General features: G+C 40.0%; 20 protein-coding genes and 2 rRNA genes (1 of these 22 cut by a window edge). 17 read left to right on the forward strand and 5 right to left on the reverse strand.

Annotated features, from left to right (window positions below):
* From DV428_RS02065 to rseB, 12 genes are all read left to right on the forward strand, one after another.
* Positions 1-2,461, forward strand: a 23S ribosomal RNA gene (locus DV428_RS02065) (it extends 549 nt beyond the left edge of the window).
* A 148-nt stretch (positions 2,462-2,609) separates the two neighbouring features.
* A 5S ribosomal RNA gene (gene rrf / locus DV428_RS02070) occupies positions 2,610-2,725 on the forward strand.
* Positions 2,726-2,944: 219 nt separating this feature from the next.
* Entirely contained in the window at positions 2,945-3,454 is a 510-nt protein-coding gene (gene def / locus DV428_RS02075) for a peptide deformylase (RefSeq protein ID WP_114908510.1), read from the forward strand.
* A 75-nt stretch (positions 3,455-3,529) separates the two neighbouring features.
* Positions 3,530-4,486, forward strand: coding sequence for a methionyl-tRNA formyltransferase (gene fmt / locus DV428_RS02080; protein ID WP_114908511.1), 957 nt, complete (start codon positions 3,530-3,532; stop codon positions 4,484-4,486).
* Complete coding sequence (rsmB, locus tag DV428_RS02085) at positions 4,486-5,838, forward strand: 16S rRNA (cytosine(967)-C(5))-methyltransferase RsmB (RefSeq protein WP_114908512.1); 1,353 nt, start codon at positions 4,486-4,488, stop codon at positions 5,836-5,838. Before fmt ends, rsmB begins: the two co-directional genes overlap by 1 nt.
* Positions 5,839-5,846: 8 nt before the next feature.
* The gene (locus DV428_RS02090) at positions 5,847-6,650 is read left to right on the forward strand and encodes a glycosyltransferase family A protein (RefSeq protein ID WP_114908513.1); all 804 of its coding nucleotides are present in this window, start codon (positions 5,847-5,849) and stop codon (positions 6,648-6,650) included.
* Between the two features lie 3 nt (positions 6,651-6,653).
* On the forward strand, positions 6,654-8,030 hold the full coding sequence (gene trkA / locus DV428_RS02095) for a Trk system potassium transporter TrkA (protein ID WP_065246768.1): 1,377 nt from the start codon (positions 6,654-6,656) through the stop codon (positions 8,028-8,030).
* Between the two features lie 74 nt (positions 8,031-8,104).
* Positions 8,105-8,491, forward strand: coding sequence for a large-conductance mechanosensitive channel protein MscL (mscL, locus tag DV428_RS02100; RefSeq protein WP_005630888.1), 387 nt, complete (start codon positions 8,105-8,107; stop codon positions 8,489-8,491).
* 94 nt (positions 8,492-8,585) lie between these two features.
* On the forward strand, positions 8,586-8,843 hold the full coding sequence (locus tag DV428_RS02105) for an FAD assembly factor SdhE (protein WP_005643996.1): 258 nt from the start codon (positions 8,586-8,588) through the stop codon (positions 8,841-8,843).
* Positions 8,844-8,951: 108 nt separating this feature from the next.
* Positions 8,952-9,530, forward strand: a complete 579-nt coding sequence (gene rpoE, locus DV428_RS02110) for an RNA polymerase sigma factor RpoE (protein WP_114908514.1) — start codon at positions 8,952-8,954, stop codon at positions 9,528-9,530.
* A gap of 17 nt (positions 9,531-9,547) precedes the next feature.
* A complete protein-coding gene (locus DV428_RS02115; RefSeq protein ID WP_114908515.1) occupies positions 9,548-10,135 on the forward strand; it encodes a sigma-E factor negative regulatory protein in 588 nt (195 codons plus the stop codon).
* Between the two features lie 85 nt (positions 10,136-10,220).
* Entirely contained in the window at positions 10,221-11,168 is a 948-nt protein-coding gene (gene rseB / locus DV428_RS02120; protein WP_114908516.1) for a sigma-E factor regulatory protein RseB, read from the forward strand.
* 40 nt (positions 11,169-11,208) lie between these two features.
* On the opposite strand, the gene DV428_RS02125 is transcribed toward rseB, so the two are convergent.
* From DV428_RS02125 to rsmA, 4 genes are all read right to left on the reverse strand, one after another.
* The gene (locus DV428_RS02125) at positions 11,209-12,543 is read right to left on the reverse strand and encodes an NAD(P)/FAD-dependent oxidoreductase (protein ID WP_114908517.1); all 1,335 of its coding nucleotides are present in this window, start codon (positions 12,541-12,543) and stop codon (positions 11,209-11,211) included.
* A 102-nt stretch (positions 12,544-12,645) separates the two neighbouring features.
* Entirely contained in the window at positions 12,646-13,269 is a 624-nt protein-coding gene (locus DV428_RS02130; RefSeq protein WP_114908518.1) for a glucose-6-phosphate 1-dehydrogenase family protein, read from the reverse strand.
* A gap of 9 nt (positions 13,270-13,278) precedes the next feature.
* Positions 13,279-14,106, reverse strand: coding sequence for a bis(5'-nucleosyl)-tetraphosphatase (symmetrical) ApaH (gene apaH / locus DV428_RS02135; RefSeq protein WP_114908519.1), 828 nt, complete (start codon positions 14,104-14,106; stop codon positions 13,279-13,281).
* A gap of 15 nt (positions 14,107-14,121) precedes the next feature.
* Entirely contained in the window at positions 14,122-14,985 is an 864-nt protein-coding gene (gene rsmA / locus DV428_RS02140; protein ID WP_114908520.1) for a 16S rRNA (adenine(1518)-N(6)/adenine(1519)-N(6))-dimethyltransferase RsmA, read from the reverse strand.
* Positions 14,986-15,190: 205 nt separating this feature from the next.
* On the opposite strand from rsmA, the gene infA reads away from it, so the two are divergent.
* From infA to rplI, 5 genes are all read left to right on the forward strand, one after another.
* Positions 15,191-15,409: a translation initiation factor IF-1 gene (infA, locus tag DV428_RS02150; protein WP_005627617.1), complete on the forward strand. Its 219-nt coding sequence runs from the start codon at positions 15,191-15,193 to the stop codon at positions 15,407-15,409.
* A 198-nt stretch (positions 15,410-15,607) separates the two neighbouring features.
* Entirely contained in the window at positions 15,608-15,985 is a 378-nt protein-coding gene (gene rpsF, locus DV428_RS02155; protein ID WP_005627620.1) for a 30S ribosomal protein S6, read from the forward strand.
* Positions 15,972-16,298 (forward strand): primosomal replication protein N, encoded by a 327-nt coding sequence (priB, locus tag DV428_RS02160; RefSeq protein WP_005630861.1) that lies wholly within the window; start codon positions 15,972-15,974, stop codon positions 16,296-16,298. Before rpsF ends, priB begins: the two co-directional genes overlap by 14 nt.
* Before the next feature lie 12 nt (positions 16,299-16,310).
* The gene (gene rpsR / locus DV428_RS02165; RefSeq protein WP_005598105.1) at positions 16,311-16,538 is read left to right on the forward strand and encodes a 30S ribosomal protein S18; all 228 of its coding nucleotides are present in this window, start codon (positions 16,311-16,313) and stop codon (positions 16,536-16,538) included.
* 16 nt (positions 16,539-16,554) lie between these two features.
* The gene (gene rplI, locus DV428_RS02170; RefSeq protein ID WP_005627626.1) at positions 16,555-17,004 is read left to right on the forward strand and encodes a 50S ribosomal protein L9; all 450 of its coding nucleotides are present in this window, start codon (positions 16,555-16,557) and stop codon (positions 17,002-17,004) included.
* Positions 17,005-17,105: 101 nt separating this feature from the next.
* Here the strand turns inward: rplI and rpoD are convergent, their stop codons facing one another.
* A complete protein-coding gene (gene rpoD / locus DV428_RS02175) occupies positions 17,106-18,989 on the reverse strand; it encodes an RNA polymerase sigma factor RpoD (RefSeq protein ID WP_114908521.1) in 1,884 nt (627 codons plus the stop codon).
* Positions 18,990-19,027 lie beyond the last annotated feature (38 nt).

A 19,027-nucleotide genomic window follows, 5' to 3' on the forward strand; every position in this document is an offset into this window, starting at 1 on the left:
GGTGACTGCGTACCTTTTGTATAATGGGTCAGCGACTTATATTTTGTAGCGAGGTTAACCGAATAGGGGAGCCGAAGGGAAACCGAGTCTTAACTGGGCGAATAGTTGCAAGGTATAGACCCGAAACCCGGTGATCTAGCCATGGGCAGGTTGAAGGTTGGGTAACACTAACTGGAGGACCGAACCGACTAATGTTGAAAAATTAGCGGATGACTTGTGGCTGGGGGTGAAAGGCCAATCAAACCGGGAGATAGCTGGTTCTCCCCGAAATCTATTTAGGTAGAGCCTTGAGCGGACACCTTTGGGGGTAGAGCACTGTTTCGGCTAGGGGTCCATCCCGGATTACCAACCCGATGCAAACTACGAATACCAAAGAGTGATACTCAGGAGACACACGGCGGGTGCTAACGTCCGTCGTGGAGAGGGAAACAACCCAGACCGCCAGCTAAGGTCCCCAAGTCTATATTAAGTGGGAAACGAAGTGGGAAGGCTTAGACAGCTAGGATGTTGGCTTAGAAGCAGCCATCATTTAAAGAAAGCGTAATAGCTCACTAGTCGAGTCGGCCTGCGCGGAAGATGTAACGGGGCTGAAATATAGCACCGAAGCTGCGGCATCAGGCGTATCACTAATACGCCTTACGATTAACAACATGGAATGACGCGAAGCGACATGAAATGTTGTTCAAGCAACCCGAACGTTGAGTCGGGCATCTTTGAGTGAGGATTATTAGTGATACGTCTGTTGGGTAGGGGAGCGTTGTGTAAGCGGATGAAGGTTAATCGAGAGGTTGGCTGGACGTATCACAAGTGCGAATGCTGACATAAGTAACGATAAAACGGGTGAAAAACCCGTTCGCCGGAAGACCAAGGGTTCCTGTCCAACGTTAATCGGGGCAGGGTGAGTCGGCCCCTAAGGCGAGGCTGAAGAGCGTAGTCGATGGGAAACAGGTTAATATTCCTGTACTTGGTAAAGCTGCGATGTGGGGACGGAGTAGGTTAGGTTATCGCACTGTTGGATATGTGCGTTTAAGTTGGTAGGTGGGAAGTTTAGGCAAATCCGGACTTCCTTAACACTGAGAGATGATGACGAGGCTCTACGGAGCTGAAGTAACTGATACCACACTTCCAGGAAAAGCCACTAAGCGAAAGGCTTTACTAAACCGTACTGAAAACCGACACAGGTGGTCAGGTAGAGAATACTCAGGCGCTTGAGAGAACTCGGGTGAAGGAACTAGGCAAAATAGCACCGTAACTTCGGGAGAAGGTGCGCCGGCGTAGATTGTAAGGGCTAGCCCCTGAAGGTTGAACCGGTCGAAGATACCAGCTGGCTGCAACTGTTTATTAAAAACACAGCACTCTGCAAACACGAAAGTGGACGTATAGGGTGTGATGCCTGCCCGGTGCTGGAAGGTTAATTGATGGTGTAATCGAAAGAGAAGCTCCTGATCGAAGCCCCAGTAAACGGCGGCCGTAACTATAACGGTCCTAAGGTAGCGAAATTCCTTGTCGGGTAAGTTCCGACCTGCACGAATGGCATAATGATGGCCAGGCTGTCTCCACCCGAGACTCAGTGAAATTGAAATCGCCGTGAAGATGCGGTGTACCCGCGGCTAGACGGAAAGACCCCGTGAACCTTTACTATAGCTTGACACTGAACATTGAATTTTGATGTGTAGGATAGGTGGGAGACTTAGAAGTAGTCACGCCAGTGATTATGGAGTCGTCCTTGAAATACCACCCTTTAACGTTTGATGTTCTAACGAAGATTGCGGAACGCGGTCTCGGACAGTGTCTGGTGGGTAGTTTGACTGGGGCGGTCTCCTCCCAAAGCGTAACGGAGGAGCACGAAGGTTTGCTAATCACGGTCGGACATCGTGAGGTTAGTGCAATGGTATAAGCAAGCTTAACTGCGAGACAGACAAGTCGAGCAGGTACGAAAGTAGGTCATAGTGATCCGGTGGTTCTGAATGGAAGGGCCATCGCTCAACGGATAAAAGGTACTCCGGGGATAACAGGCTGATACCGCCCAAGAGTTCATATCGACGGCGGTGTTTGGCACCTCGATGTCGGCTCATCACATCCTGGGGCTGAAGTAGGTCCCAAGGGTATGGCTGTTCGCCATTTAAAGTGGTACGCGAGCTGGGTTTAGAACGTCGTGAGACAGTTCGGTCCCTATCTGCCGTGGGCGTTGGAGAATTGGTTGGGGCTGCTCCTAGTACGAGAGGACCGGAGTGGACGCACCACTGGTGTTCCGGTTGTGTCGCCAGACGCATTGCCGGGTAGCTAAGTGCGGAAGAGATAAGTGCTGAAAGCATCTAAGCACGAAACTTGCCAAGAGATGAGTTCTCCCACACATCAAGTGTGTAAGGGTTGTTTAAGACTAAGACGTAGATAGGTGCGGTGTGTAAGTGATGTGAGTCATTGAGCTAACGTATACTAATTGCCCGAGAGGCTTAACTATACAACGCTCAAGTGTTTTTGGGAAAGAGCGAAAGAGAAGACTAGACAAACAAATTAAATAAGAAGACTTAATAGAAAGAAAATCGAGCTTAGCTTGTAGCCAATAAGAACATAGATAGAATATAAAATAAACGTTATCAAAGAATTATCCTGGCGGCGATAGTGCGGTGGAACCACCTGACACCATACCGAACTCAGAAGTGAAACGCTGTAATGCCGATGGTAGTGTGGGGCTTCCCCATGTGAGAGTAGGGCACCGCCAGGTTACTAAATACATATCTAGATTAGATAAAAACATAAGAACCCCAGTTGAAGGACTGGGGTTTTTGTTTTTTATAATCTATTCATGATGTTAAATAAGACTCTAATTTTAATTTTCAATAAGTAAGTAATTTTTCAACTCATATGAAGCCACTTCCTGTAAATGTTTTATTAGCTGTGCTACAATCGTGCTGAAATTCAACCCTTAAAAACAAGAGAAATTATGACCGCACTTAATGTATTAATTTATCCTGATGATCACTTAAAGGTTGTCTGTGAGCCTGTTACTGAAGTTAATGATGCAATTCGTAAAATTGTTGATGATATGTTTGACACGATGTATCAAGAGGAAGGTATTGGTTTAGCAGCACCTCAAGTAGACATTTTGCAACGTATTATTACTATTGATGTTGAAGGTGATAAAAAAAATCAGCTTGTCTTGATTAATCCTGAAATTTTGGCTTCTGAAGGCGAAACTGGAATTGAAGAGGGGTGTTTATCCATTCCAGGGTTCCGTGCGTTGGTTCCTCGTAAAGAAAAAGTGAAAGTGAGAGCGTTAGATCGTGATGGTAAAGAATTTACTTTAGATGCTGATGGTTTGCTTGCGATATGTATTCAACACGAAATTGATCATTTAAATGGAATTTTATTTGTTGATTATCTTTCTCCACTTAAACGACAACGTATTAAAGAAAAATTGCTGAAATATAAAAAACAAATTGCGAAACAATAAGTTTCTTATTCTTAATTAAAGTGCGGTTGATTTTAACTGCACTTTTTCCTATCAATCACCATAACGTAGAACATTATGAAATCACTTAATATTATTTTTGCTGGTACGCCAGATTTTGCTGTACAGCATTTACAAGCCATTCTAAATTCTCAACATAACGTGATCGCTGTTTATACTCAACCTGATAAACCAGCTGGTCGCGGTAAAAAATTGCAAGCAAGTCCTGTCAAGCAACTTGCTGAGCAAAATAACATTCCCGTTTATCAACCTAAATCCTTACGCAAAGAAGAGGCGCAATCTGAACTAAAAGCGTTAAATGCGGATGTAATGGTTGTTGTCGCTTATGGGTTAATTTTACCGAAAGCTGTATTAGATGCCCCTCGTTTAGGTTGTTTGAATGTGCATGGTTCTATTCTTCCTCGTTGGCGAGGAGCGGCACCAATTCAGCGCTCAATTTGGGCTGGTGATGTACAAACGGGTGTAACCATTATGCAAATGGATGAGGGTTTAGATACAGGTGATATGTTACACAAAGTCTATTGTGATATTTTACCGACTGAAACTTCAACAAGTCTTTATAACAAACTGGCTGAGCTTGCTCCATCAGCATTAATCGATGTTTTAGATAATCTTGAAAACGGTAAATTTATAGCCGAAAAACAAGATGACAACCAAAGCAATTATGCAGAAAAACTTTCCAAAGAAGAGGCTCAATTGGATTGGTCGTTTCCGGCAATACAACTTGAGCGTAATATCCGTGCCTTTAATCCTTGGCCGATTGCTTATTTTTCAACAGAAGATAAGGATGGCAAAGCTCAAACGTTAAAAGTATATCAAGCAGAAGTATTGCCTCATCAAGATAAACCTGCGGGAACTATTTTAAGTGCGGATAAAAATGGTGTTCAAATTGCGACTGTTAATGGCGTCTTAAACTTATTGCAATTACAACCCGCAGGTAAAAAGCCTATGTCTGTACAAGATTTATTAAATGGCCGTGCAGAATGGTTTACTATTGGTAAGGTGCTTGCATAATGAAAAAATTTTCTTCTAAAACTATCAACGTAAAAAATTCAGTAAAAATGACCGCACTTTCGACCAGAGCTATTGCAGCAAACTTAATTTTGCAAGTATTGGATGAGGGAAAATCCTTGTCGGCGTTAATCCCTGAAGTGCAACCTTCTGTAAAAGCCCAAGATTTTCCCTTGTTACAAGAAATTTGTTTTGGCGTGTGTCGCGTATTGCCTCGTTTAGAGAAAATAATCAAACGTCTTGTGGATAAACCGCTTAAAGGTAAAACTCGCATTGTTCATTGCTTGTTACTTATAGGGTTATACCAATTGCTTTACATGCGAGTGCCTGCTCATGCGGCAGTTGATGAAGTTGTGAACGCAACAAAATCATTAAAATCTGATAGTTTTAGAGGATTAGTGAATGCGGTTTTGCGTAGATTTTTACGTGAGCAAGATGAAATTTTGGCAATTATCGATAAAAATTGGCAAACGCTTCACCCTGAATGGTTCGTGAGTAAATTAAAAAAAGCCTATCCGAATTGGCGTGAGATCATTGAGGCGAACAATCATAAACCACCAATGTGGCTACGTGTGAATTCACAAAAAAACGCCCTTGAAACTTACCGCACTTTACTTGAAGAACAAGGTGTTTCTGCAAAAACAAGTCACCATCCTAATGCGATATGTTTAGATATACCGATTGCGGTGCAAAAATTACCGCACTTTGAAGAAGGGGCGGTTACGGTGCAAGATTTGAGTGCTCAATGGGCGGCAACTTTGCTTGAGCCAAAAAATGAAGAGTGGATCCTTGATGCTTGTGCGGCACCGGGTGGTAAGACAACTCATATTTTGGAACTGGCACCTCAAGCTAATGTGATTGCATTAGATGTAGAATCTCATCGCTTAAAACGAGTAGAAGAAAATCTTGCACGTTTAAATCAGCAAGCGATAGTGGTGTGTGGTGATGCGAGTCAACCTGACGAATGGTTAGCTGAAATCGGTAAAAGTGCGGTGAAATTTGACCGAATTTTACTTGATGCACCTTGTTCTGCTACAGGGGTGATTCGACGCCACCCTGATATAAAATGGTTACGCAAAGAAACCGATATCGCTCAGCTTGTTGAACTACAGAAGAAAATTCTGAGTGCACTTTGGGAAAAACTTAAGCCAAACGGTGTTTTGCTTTATGCGACTTGTTCTGTATTGCCAGAAGAAAATTGCGAACAAATCCAAGCATTTTTAAATGCTCACTCAGATGCGGAGTTATTGCCGTTACCCTTTAGCGATGATAACAGTGCGGTGGGTTTTCAATTCATTCCGCAACCAAATAGTGGTGATGGGTTCTATTATGCGAAGTTACGTAAATGTGCTTAGAGACTAAAATGTTTGCCAATATTGATGTCATTATTCCTTGCTATAATGCAGAACAAACGCTATTACGCGCAGTGCAGTCCGCATTGTCTCAAACTTATTTGGGGAAAATTTGGTTGATTGATGATGGCTCTAAAGATAACACGTTAGCTTTGGCGCAAGAATGGGCTGCGCAATATCCAAAAAAGATAGTTGTCGAATCTATGCCGAAAAATAGTGGTGTGGCTAAAGCGCGAAATTGGGGCGCTTTGCAATCAAGTAATGAATTTATTGCTTTTTTAGACGCTGATGATGCTTATGAACAGGGGGCATTAGAAGTTGCAGCGGCGACTTTTCATTTTCAACCAGATACCTCAGTGGTACGTTTAGCATTAAAACCGATTGATTTGCCCGCGCGTTACGCTGAACATCCTAATTTTGAGTTTGCATGGCAGCATATGCGAATGACCTGTGGTGGGAGCGTGGTTTTTCGTCGAGCTTTTTTCTTGGCATGTGGCGGTTTTCCACAAGATGAATTATTTTGTCAATTAGGTGGTGAAGATGGTGCACTTGGTATTGCGACAACTAAGATCGCTAAAGTTGCAACGCTATTTAATGATGTTGGTGTACTTCATTACTGCAGAGATGGAATGCATGCAGAACGGCTATTGGATGCGATTTTATTCCAAAAAGCGCCAGAGGAGATTACTGAAGAACAAATGGCGCAGGCTAATGGCGTGACAGATGAAATTTGTCGTCAAATTAACGCATTAAAGTGCGGTCTAAATTCATCAGAAATAGGCATTCGTCCTCTTATATTAGAACGAACGGAGTAAGCGATGAAAATTATTATTTTGGGCGCAGGTCAGGTAGGAACTACGCTTGCCGAAAATTTGGTTAGTGAAGATAACGATATCACACTCGTTGATAACGAGTCCCCACAGTTACAAGCCTTACAAGAAAAGCATGATTTACGTGTGGTGCAGGGCTCGCCATCATCACCAAAAGTGCTTCGTGATGCAGGTGCGGCCGATGCCGATTTAATGGTTGCCGTAACAGCCTCTGATGAAATCAATATGGTAGCCTGCCAAATGGGCTATACATTATTTAATACACCAACTCGTATTGCCCGTATTCGTAATTCAGAATATTTGCGTGAAAAAGATAAGTTATTCAATGATGAGAATGTACCTATTGATCATTTGATTTCGCCTGAAAATCTTGTGACAGATGAAATTACACGCTTAATTGCTTACCCAGGGGCATTACAAGTTGCCCATTTTGCTAATAATCGTATTAGTATGGTTGTGGTAAGAGCTTATTATGGTGGTCCTTTGGTTGGATATGCGCTTTCCGCATTTCGTGAACATATGCCACATATTGATTGTCGTATTATGTCTATTTTGCGTAACGGCAAACCGATTCGTCCGCAGGGTTCTACTATTGTTGAGGCCGGTGATGAAATTACTTTTATTTGCGCAACTGAGCACATAAAAGCAGTAATGAGCGAACTTCAACGCTTAGAAAAACCTTATAAACGTGTAATGATTGTTGGGGGCGGAAATGTTGCCGCTGGCGTAGCGAAATGTTTGGAAAATATTTGTACCGTAAAATTAATTGAGCGTGATGAAGAGCGCGCTAATTTGTTAGCTGAAAAACTTTCAAAAACCTTGGTTTTTTATGGCGATGCGTCTGATCAAAATTTATTGTTTGAAGAGCATATTGAAAATGTCGATGTGTTCCTTTCATTGAGTAGTGATGATGAAGCGAATATTATGTCCGCTTTATTGGCAAAACGTTTGGGCGCCAAGAAAGCAATGGTGCTGATTCAACGAATTGCTTATATAAACCTGATTCAAGGTGGAAGTATTGATATTGTAGTTTCACCACAGCAAGCGACAATTTCTGCTTTGCTTGGCCATGTTCGTAAAGGGGATGTGAAAAATGTGGCTACATTACGACATGGTATTGCTGAGGCTATTGAAATTGTCGCGCATGGTGATGAAAGTACCTCCAATGTGGTCGGGCGTAAAATTAGTGAGCTGCGTTTGCCTATGGGGACCATTATTGGTGCTTTATTGCGTGGAAATGATGTAATTGTTGCACGACGCCAAGTTGTGATTGAAGAAGGCGATCATGTGGTGATTTATTTGAGTGATAAGAAGAATGTGCCTGAAATTGAAAAATTGTTCCAGCCAAGTGCATTCTTCATTTAACGATTTATTTACTTTTAAGAGCGACTCATTATAATCGTCGCTCTTTTTATTCAATCTCTAAAGGAAAAATTATTATGAGTTTCATTAAAGAATTTCGCGAATTTGCAATGCGCGGTAATGTTGTAGATATGGCTGTCGGTGTGATTATCGGCGGTGCGTTTGGTAAGATCGTAAGTTCACTTGTTAGTGATATTTTTATGCCTGTGCTTGGTATTTTAACGGGTGGCATTGATTTCAAAGATATGAAATTTGTATTAGCTCAAGCACAAGGCGATGTTCCAGCTGTTACTTTAAACTACGGTGTGTTTATTCAGAATGTGATCGATTTCATTATTATTGCTTTTGCAATCTTTATGATGATTAAGGCACTTAATAAAGTGAGAAAACCAGAAGAGAAAAAAGCAGGTCCTACATCGGAAGATTTGCTCACAGAAATTCGTGACTTATTAAAGAATAAATAATGAAATTGAAAAATAAAGGTTGGTAAATATGCCAACCTTTTTTTATTGTTATTTTTTAGGCTATAATCGCCCCCTAAAATTTAAGGAATTAAAAATGGAAAAATATAATAAACTCCGTATTGAATGGGATTGCCGCCGAGGAATGTTGGAGTTGGATAAAATCATTATGCCTTTTTATTTGAAGCATTTTGATGAATTAACAGATGACAAAAAAGATATATTTATTCGTTTATTAGCAAGTACAGATCTGCAGCTATTTTCTTGGTTTTTTAATCGTGGTCAATCATCAGATTCAGAAATTCAATCTATGGTGGAATATATCCAAAACGTACAAAAAATCACAACTAATTAAAATTATTAAGATACGTATGAACTTTTTTCACACACTTGTGTCTGAGATTGCAACAAGAGCTTGCTGTCTTGAATATTAAGGCGTGTTAGATATTGGCATAGGAGAAATATGGCTGAACAGCTAACAGATCAGGCTTTGGTAGAAAGAGTGCAGCAAGGGGATAAGAAAGCCTTCAATTTGTTGGTTTCTCGTTATCAGAATAAAGTGGCGGGGCTTTTGACTCGCTATGTATCACGTAACGATATTCCTGATGTGGTGCAAGAATCCTTTATAAAGGCTTATCGCTCAATTGAATCTTTTCGCGGCGAAAGTGCTTTCTATACATGGCTTTATCGAATTGCCGTCAATACGGCAAAAAATTATTTAACGGCTCAAGGGCGTCGCCCACCTAATGAAGATATTTTATCTGAGGATGCTGAAAATTATGATGTGGGTACGCACTTGCGGGATGTAGATACACCCGAAAATGAAATGTTATCTAGTGAACTTGAACGAATCGTGTTTAGTACGATTCACAGTTTGCCAGAAGATTTAAAAACAGCAATCACTTTGCGAGAGCTAGAAGGCTTAAGCTATGAAGAGATTGCAGAAATTATGGATTGCCCTGTTGGTACTGTTCGTTCTCGTATTTTCCGCGCAAGGGAAATTATTGAGAATAAAATTCAGCCACTGATGCAACGCGAATAAAAAAGTCGGAGTTTACTATGCAAAAAGAGCAACTTTCAGCCTATATGGATGGCGAACAAGTCGAGGCTGGCTTGACAGATGCTTTATTGAAAGACGAAGAATTACAAGAATCTTGGCAGGCATTCCATGCTGTACGTGCAGTGATGCGTAAAGAAAGTGCTTTGTTTCTAGGGGCTGATTTTACCGCTAAAATGGCTGGTTTAATTGAATCTGAAGAAGTGAAGAAAGTCGATGTCATTGCAGTGTCTCAACCTGAACCAGAAGATGCACATAATTCTGCATTTATGCAAAAATTAAAAGCGTTCTTTGCGCCAATGACGCAAGTTGCTGTTGCTGCTGGTGTATGTTTAGTGGCGGTACTTGGTGTTCAATCTTTCAATAATAAAAACGATGCGTCTAATTTACCTGAGACTCCAGTATTGCAAACCTTGCCATTTAATAACTCGGTTCAAGAGGTTAGCTATAATGCGCCGAGTAAAGATACATTGACATCAGATCAGCTTGAACAAAAAAGTCGCCGTATTGGTGCGATGTTACAGAACTATGAATTACAACGTCGTATGCATGCCGATGCATTAAATGTAAGTAGTAATAGTCAGAAATAATACGATTAGTTCAGTTAGTTTATGTTAATTCACCACCTAATATGTTATTTAGCGTGGTGAATTTTTATCCTTTAAATTTATTTTTATGAAAAAAATCGCGTTAAAATTCACCGCACTTTCTCTTTCTTTACTACTAAGTAGCATTGCTTCTGCTGAAGATCTTTCTGCAAAGCAGTCTTTAGATAAAATGACACAAGCATTGGATAATCTCAATTATGAAATTGCCTTTGTTCAAACAACGCCATCAAATATGGATTCCTTTCGCTATCGTCATATTAAGAAAGATAATAAAACTTATGCGCAATTAGTGACGCTTGATGGGCGTCAACAAGAAATTATTCAACGTGATAATTTAGTCAGTTATTTTCAGCCAAATACTCAAGCATTTACGCTTAATAGTAGCAATATCGTCGATGCAATGCCGGCCGTTGTTCGTGCTGATTTTGATAAACTTTCTACAGTTTATGATTTTATAAAAATAGGCAAAGATCGAGTGGCTGGGCGTTTTGCTGATACGATTCGTATCGTCCCTAAAGATGATTTCCGATATCAGTATTTAGTGTTTGTCGATGAAGAAAATGGTTTATTATTACGCGGCGATATGCTTGATAGTGAAGGTAAATTACTTGATCAGTTTAGAGTTGTAACGCTTTATATCGACGATAGACTAAGAGGGTTGACGGAGTATATTAACAAAGTCTCAATGCCTCCTTTGTTGAAAGAAAGTAAAAATGAACAAAACTCAGATATAACTTGGTCTGCAGGTTGGGTGCCACAAAGTTTTTCTTTAATTCGATATACTCAAGAAACATTAGAAAATGAAGTGATAGATAGTGCGCTATATAGCGATGGTTTGTTCACTTTTACGCTATTTGTTTCTAATGTCGGTTCTAATGTATTACCTGAAAATACTTGGAAACAAGGGGCCTATACGATTTATAGTGAAGTGCGTAGCGGAAAAGAAATTACGCTTATCGGGCAATTGCCCATAGCTGCAGCTAAGCGTATTGCACAAGAAGTTAAATTTCGATAAGAAGTGCGGTGATTTTTCACCGCACTTTTGTCTTTAACGATTAGTGTAATTTTAATCTTGGTTTTAAATAACGATTAAGTTTATCAACCAAAATAATCAATCCAATTTTAATGCAACCATGTAAAGCATGTTGGTGCATCCTATATAAGGATACATAGGCAAATTGTGCAAATTTACCTTGAACGGTAAGTGGATTTTTTCCAAATTTATTCGAAATACTGCCTAATGCAGTGAAGCTCGAAAGAGAAACCAAGGTACCTTTATCGTTATATTTAAATGCTTTTAATGGTTTTTTCTCAAAAAGTGCAAAGATATTTTTTGCACAAGCTTTTGCCATTTGATGTGCGGCTTGAGCTCTAGGCGGGACTAATTTACCGTTTGGTTGCGTTAATGCTGCACAGTCGCCAATGGCAAAAATACTGTCATCAACGGTTGTTTGAAGCGTGTCTTTTACCACTAATTGATTGATTAGATTGAGTTCTAATCCATCAAATTGTTGTGTCACTGTTGAAGTGCGAACGCCTGCAGCCCAAACAATGAGATCTGCCTTAATTTCTTCTCCATCTTTGGTGATAAGGGTATTTGGTTGAGCTTCGGTGATCATTGTATTTAATTTCACGTTCGCGCCCATTTCTTGTAACTCGTCTAATACTGCAGCAGATAAATCTTCGGGTAGTGCTGGCAGTAAGCGAGGTCCCGCTTCAACGAGAGTGACTTGTAAACATGAGTTATCAATTTTGCCATAGCCGTAAGAAGATAAATCTTCCGTGGCATGATAAAGCTCAGCTGTTAATTCCACGCCGGTGGCGCCACCGCCAACAATCGCAATATTTACTTTGCTTTCATCGACTAATTTCTGTTTAAATTCTTCTTCACCAATATCATCTAAAGCACGGTTTTCAGAGAATTTAAGGAATAATTCCAACATTTTTTGCTGAAAGCGCAACGCTTGATCTGAACTGTCTAAGAAAATACAGTTATCAGTTACACCTTTTGTGTTGAAATCATTTGATTTGCTACCAATTGCAACCACTAAATAATCGTAAGGAATTCGGCGCGCAACGACGAGCATATCGCCTTCTTGTCCATAAACAGGGGCGAGTTCAACATATTTTTGTTCACGATTAATACGAGTGATTGAACCCTGTTCAAAACTGAAATGGTGATTTTTACCATGTGCGCGGTAGCTGAGAGAATCTACGCCATCATCCATTACACCCGTTGCAATTTCATGTAATAAGGGTTTCCATAGATGAGTGGCATTGCGATCCACTAGTGTCACTTTAGCTTGTTTTTTTTGACCTAATTTATCACCTAAGAATGTCGCTAATTCAATGCCGCCAGCGCCCCCGCCGACGATCACGACGTTTTTCATAAAGCTCTCCTAAAAGTTTAAATTGTTAAAAATGTTAAATTAATGTAATGATAACATAACAACTAAACAGGGCGAAAAACTTTCATGAAAATAACCGCACTTTTATTGATGGCAATATTCGTAGATTGGTTGTAATGCTTGAATAGTTTGAGTGATAAAAGATACGGGATTTATTTGACTGATCTCTGATTTTTCAATGCTTTTTCCTATGCACCAAAAATCTTCTTCTGAGCGTAAAATGAGATCGTTTTTAGTCATTTGTTTTACTTGGCGAAAATCATCATATTCGCTTTCATCTTCTCGCCAAATATCAAAATCAGCAAATTGTTTATCATCAAATTGATCAAGCCACTGATTATATTGTTGCACATTAATTTGTGAGCGATCTGCACGATAGCAATGCCAATCTAAACACACTCTTAATCGACGACGATTTAATAGCACAGAAAAGATAGCGGCAGAATTTTGATTAAATTCATATTTGAAATAAGCGAAGAAATGTGCTCGCACTTGCCAGCCATTGGTCCAACTTTCAATATGTGGTTTCGCAAAAGGCGTACCGAGTTGTGCTGAAACAGATTGAATTATCGCTTTCCAATTATCCCAATGTAATTTGTAATCGGCTTTAATCGCCGGAATATCTTCTGGGCAGAATTTTTTCATTTGGGCGAATTGGTAGAAAGGAATATTGAACAGTTGGCAAGATTCGGCGGTAAGCGAGAGCATAGTGTTTCCTTAAAAATCACTGTAATTTTTGACCGCACTTTGTGTGAAGAACTGTTTGTCTTCCCAACGCAACATGGTCATTCTATTATTCCACACACAACCAGTATCCAGGGCATAAATACCTTGTGGAGTCGGTTCATCCACTAAACTTGCCCAATGCCCAAAGACAATTGGAATTTGTTTATAAAGTGGATTATCTAAATTAAACCAAGGCGTGAGCTCCGCTGGTGCATCTTTTAAAGGGGATTTACAGGAAAAATCCAAGCGATGATCGAAATAGCAAAAACGCATTCGAGTGAAAGCATTAATAATGTAACGATGACGCGCTAAGCCCTGTAAATCTGGCGACCAGTGATCAGGCTGTTCAGAATACATATTTTCAATGAGATAATGAAAATCGCCGTGCTGTAAAATCTGTTCAACTTCAGCCGCACAAGATTTCGCCGTTTCCAAATCCCAATCAGGCGAAATACCTGCGTGTGCCATCAGGAAGTTTAATTCTTCATTATGTACAAGTAATGGTTGGTGGCGTAACCAATGAATCAGCTCATTAAAATCGGGCGCATTAAAAATGGCATCGACACGATCACGCGATTTTACTTTTTTAATACCCAGTGCGGTCGCAATTAAATGTAAATCGTGATTCCCTAGTACGGTTTGTGCTGCATTACCAAGTGATTTTACGAAACGAAGACATTCAAGTGATTTATCCCCACGCGCGACAAGATCCCCAACAAGATAAAGTTTATCTTGCGTAGGATTGAAATCTACACGTTCTAATAAAAGCTGTAATTCATCATAACAGCCTTGCAAATCACCGACGAAATAGGTTGCCATTTTTGACCGCTCTTTTTACTCTTCTGAATCTAAGATTTCATCTTTATTGATATCGGCTGGTGGATTATCCGCCAACCAGTTCGCTAAACGTGCATAATCTGCGATAGCCAAATTTTCTGCACGTGCATTTAAATCAATACCAAGTGCGGTCAGATTTTCAGGTGAAAATAGTGTTGAGAGTGCATTGCGTAATGTTTTTCGACGTTGATTGAACGATTGGGAGCAAACACGGTTCAACCAATATAAATCTTTTACAGGGTGTGGCAATTCCTTATGCGGAATTAAACGCACAACGGCTGAATCTACTTTCGGTGCAGGTTTGAATGCCGAAGGTGGTACTTCAAGCACAGGCATCACTTGGCAGAAATATTGCGCCATAATGGTTAAACGACCGTAAGCTTTGTTATTTGGCCCTGCGCATAAGCGTTTTACCACTTCTTTTTGCAGCATGAAGTGCATATCTTGAATCACATCATGATACTTAAATAAATGGAACATTAATGGCGTAGAAATGTTGTATGGCAAGTTACCAAACACACGTAATTTATGACCTTTTTCTGCCAAATTTTCTTTTGTATAAAGCTCACCAAAATTAAATTGCATCGCATCCGTTTCAATAACGGTGAGTTTTTGATGTAAAAATGGATGGTGACGTAAACGTTCTGCAAGGTCTCGGTCAAGCTCTACCACAGTCAGATGATCGACAAGTTCACCAACTGGCTCTGTTAATGCGCCAAGTCCCGGACCAATTTCCACTAAGAATTGATTGGGTTGTGGGTAAATCGCCGCCACGATACCTTGAATTACAGAAGTATCATGTAAAAAGTTTTGACCAAAGCGTTTACGCGCCGTATGGCCTAAGTGTTTTTTTGAATTCATATACTATCTTCTTTTATAAAAGTGCGGTTATTATAGGGCTTGTTTTGGCTTTGTAAATCATTGTTAACTTATGCTAATTTGAGTTTTTTATGAACAATATTATTTTTTCTTTCGTAGAAAGCTAAAAACGGCTATAATCTGCCCGTTTTTCTTAACTTTTCCGCCTAAAGTGCGGATAAAAAATCGATTATTTTTAGAGGATACAATGGCGAAAGAAGATTGCATTGAAATGCAAGGCACAATTTTAGAGACTTTACCGAATACTATGTTCCGCGTGGAGTTGGAAAACGGTCATGTGGTTACTGCGCATATTTCTGGAAAAATGCGTAAAAACTATATCCGTATTTTGACTGGGGATAAAGTGACTGTAGAAATGACTCCTTATGATTTAAGTAAAGGTCGTATTATTTTCCGCAGTCGTTAATCGAAGAAGACTTGAGATAGGCCGATATTGTTACAATATCGGCCTTCTTTTTTGCTTAAAAAGAACTCAAACGGGTTGCGGAACGTAAAAAAATCGGTATAATCCCCAGCTCTTAGCCACATTGAATTTTTCGTTCCTTGCCTTTGCAGATTGGTGGCTGATCTACGTCAAAGGCTGATTAACCCGTAAGGAGCAGTAATGCGTCACTACGAAATCGTGTTTATGGTTCATCCGGACCAAAGCGAGCAAGTACCAGGTATGATCGAACGTTACACCGGTTCTGTAAAAGAAGCTGGTGGTCAAGTTCATCGCCTAGAAGATTGGGGTCGTCGCCAATTAGCGTACCCAATTAATAAATTACACAAAGCACATTATGTGCTTATGAATGTAGAAGCGCCTCAACAAGTCATCGACGAGCTAGAAACGACTTTCCGTTATAACGATGCTGTATTACGCAGTCTTGTTATCCATACTAAGCACGCCGTAACAGAAGCGTCCCCAATGAAAGCGGCTAAAGAAGAACGTAAACCTTTAGCTGAAGTTGAAAACAACGATTTTGAGGATGCTGAAGAGTAATTTAAAAATTGATAATCGTTTTTCGGTTATGGGAGTCGTTTCTCAGTTGCCAAAGCGATTAAAGAGCCCTAGTGGAATTGAGCATTGCAAGTTTTTGTTAGAACATCGTTCTGATCAGATTGAAGGTGGTTTCACACGTCAAGCTTGGTTAAAGATGCCAGTTCAAATTAGTGGTAATCAATTGATAGAAAAAACTCAAAGCATTACGGTCGGTAGTAAAATTTTGGTGGTGGGATTTATTACATCACATAAAACCCAAAGTGGGTTATGCCAATTAGTTTTACATGCCGAGCAAATCGAATTTATAGATTAGGAGACTAGCCAAATGGCACGTTATTTCCGTCGTCGTAAGTTCTGCCGTTTCACAGCGGAAAATGTTGTTGAAATCGATTATAAAGATATCGCTACATTAAAGAACTATATTTCAGAAAGCGGCAAAATTGTACCTAGCCGTATTACCGGTACTCGTGCGAAGTACCAACGTCAACTAGCTCGTGCAATCAAACGCGCTCGCTATTTAGCGTTACTTCCATACACTGACAATCATCAGTAATTAAGGAGATACGGTAATGCAAGTAATTCTTTTAGATAAAATTGTTCACTTAGGTCAAGTGGGCGATCAAGTAAATGTTAAATCAGGTTTTGCACGTAACTTCTTAATACCACAAGGTAAAGCAGTTATGGCAACTAAAGCTAACATTGAACACTTTGAAGCACGTCGTGCAGAATTAGAAGCAGCAGCGGCAGCAAATCTTGCAGCGGCTCAAGCTCGTGCAGCAGAAGTTACTGCATTAGGTTCTGTGACTATCGCATCTAAAGCAGGTGATGAAGGTCGTTTATTCGGCGCAATCACTACTCGTGATGTGGCAGAAGCAGTAACTGCAGCAGGCGTTAAAATTGCGAAAAGTGAAGTTCGTTTACCAAACGGTCCAATCCGTACTCTTGGTGACCACGATGTTCGTTTCCAACTTCACGGTGAAGTATTTGCAACATTAGATGTAATCGTTGTTGCAGAATAATTTGTTAGATAGGCAAAATAAAACCCGGTCTTAGATCGGGTTTTTTATTATTAGTTTAACGTAATAAAAAAGGAGCTATAGCTCCTTTTTATTTGTAACTTTTAGTCATCAAGGAAACTTCTTAATGTTTCTGAGCGGCTAGGATGACGTAATTTACGTAGCGCTTTTGCTTCAATTTGACGAATACGTTCACGTGTGACATCGAATTGTTTACCCACTTCTTCAAGCGTATGGTCGGTATTCATATCTATACCAAAACGCATGCGCAATACTTTTGCTTCTCGTGGTGTTAGGCCTTCAAGAACTTCATGGGTCGCGACTCTTAAACTTTGTGCTGTTGCAGAATCTAAAGGAAGTTCTAAGGTTGAATCTTCAATAAAATCACCTAAATGTGAGTCATCGTCATCACCGATAGGCGTTTCCATAGAAATTGGCTCTTTTGCAATTTTCAATACTTTACGGATTTTATCTTCAGGCATTCCCATACGTTCAGCTAATTCTTCTGGCGTTGCTTCACGTCCCATTTCTTGTAATAACTGGCGAGAAATGCGGTTAAGTTTATTGATTGTTTCAATCATATGTACCGGAATACGGATTGTACGAGCTTGATCCGCAATAGAGCGTGTAATGGCTTGGCGAATCCACCAAGTCGCATATGTAGAGAATTTATAACCACGGCGATACTCAAATTTATCTACTGCTTTCATTAAACCAATATTCCCTTCTTGAATTAAGTCAAGGAATTGTAAACCGCGGTTCGTATATTTTTTCGCGATGGAAATTACTAAACGTAAGTTAGCTTCTACCATTTCTTTTTTAGCACGACGAGCTTTTTGTTCACCTCTGGCTACTGCATCACAAATATCACGCATTTGGGTAATGGTAAGTTTCGTATTTTCTTCAATGTTAGCTAAGTTGTTTAATGCCTCAAGAATACGTTCTTCATATTTTGGTAAGCGTTTTGCCCATGGTTTGCTAGATTTTAAGGCTTTTTGTACCCATTCAGTATTGCTACCATTGGTTGTGATGAATTTTTCAAAATCATCTTTTGGCATTCCAGCAATATCCACTAATATTTTTTGTAATTGGCGTTCTTCATAGCGCACACGTTTCATCATTTCTTTCATTGATAAAACGAGTAAATCAAATTGTTTTGGCACTAAGCGGAATTGTTTAAAAATGTCACCAAGTAGTGCAATTTGATCTTGAGCGCGTTTTCCTGAACGACCATGTTTTTCAATAACAGCAAGCGTTTTTGTGTGCTGGTCTTTTAACTGTTGGAATTTTTCTCTCGCGACTTCTGGATCGATACTATTATCAGATTCGGTTGAATCTGATGTAGATTCTGCTTCGCTTTCGTCTTCATCTTCATTGTCTTCAACATCTGCACTTTCTGATTCCTCTCCGTCTTCAGAAAAGTTTTCATCAATGACATTATGTTCTTCTATTTCTGCATTTGGATCGACAAAACCGGTAATTAAGTCAGCTAAACGGAAGTTTCCTTTTTCCACATCATCATAATTTTTTAGTAATCCGTTTAAGGCTTCAGGGTATGCAGCAATGGATGTTTGAACTTCATCAATTCCTTCTTCAATACGTTTTGCAATACTGATTTCATCTTCACGAGTAAGAAGATCAACTGTTCCCATTTCACGCATATACATACGGACAGGATCGGTTGTTCGACCAATTTCAGATTCTACATTTGAAAGAATTTGGGTTGCCTCTTCCACCGCATCTTCATCTGGAATGGTGTCATTCAACATCATCTCATCGCTTTCTGGGGCTTCATCCAAGACCGGAATTCCTGCATCATTTTGCAGTGTTTGTAGCAACTTATCGTAATATTCAGGGTCGATGACATCTTCTGGTAATAAGTCATTAATTTCTGCATAGGTTAAATAACCTTGAGTGCGACCTAATTCCATCAGTTGTTCAATTTGTTCTGAATATTGTTCAGCTGTAGATTGTTGGTTTTTTTCCATTTTTATGTCCGTTTTGCTTGATGTGAGGATAGCAATAT

Source organism: Haemophilus haemolyticus, assembly GCF_003352385.1.
Taxonomy (GTDB): Bacteria; Pseudomonadota; Gammaproteobacteria; order Enterobacterales; family Pasteurellaceae; genus Haemophilus; species Haemophilus haemolyticus_I.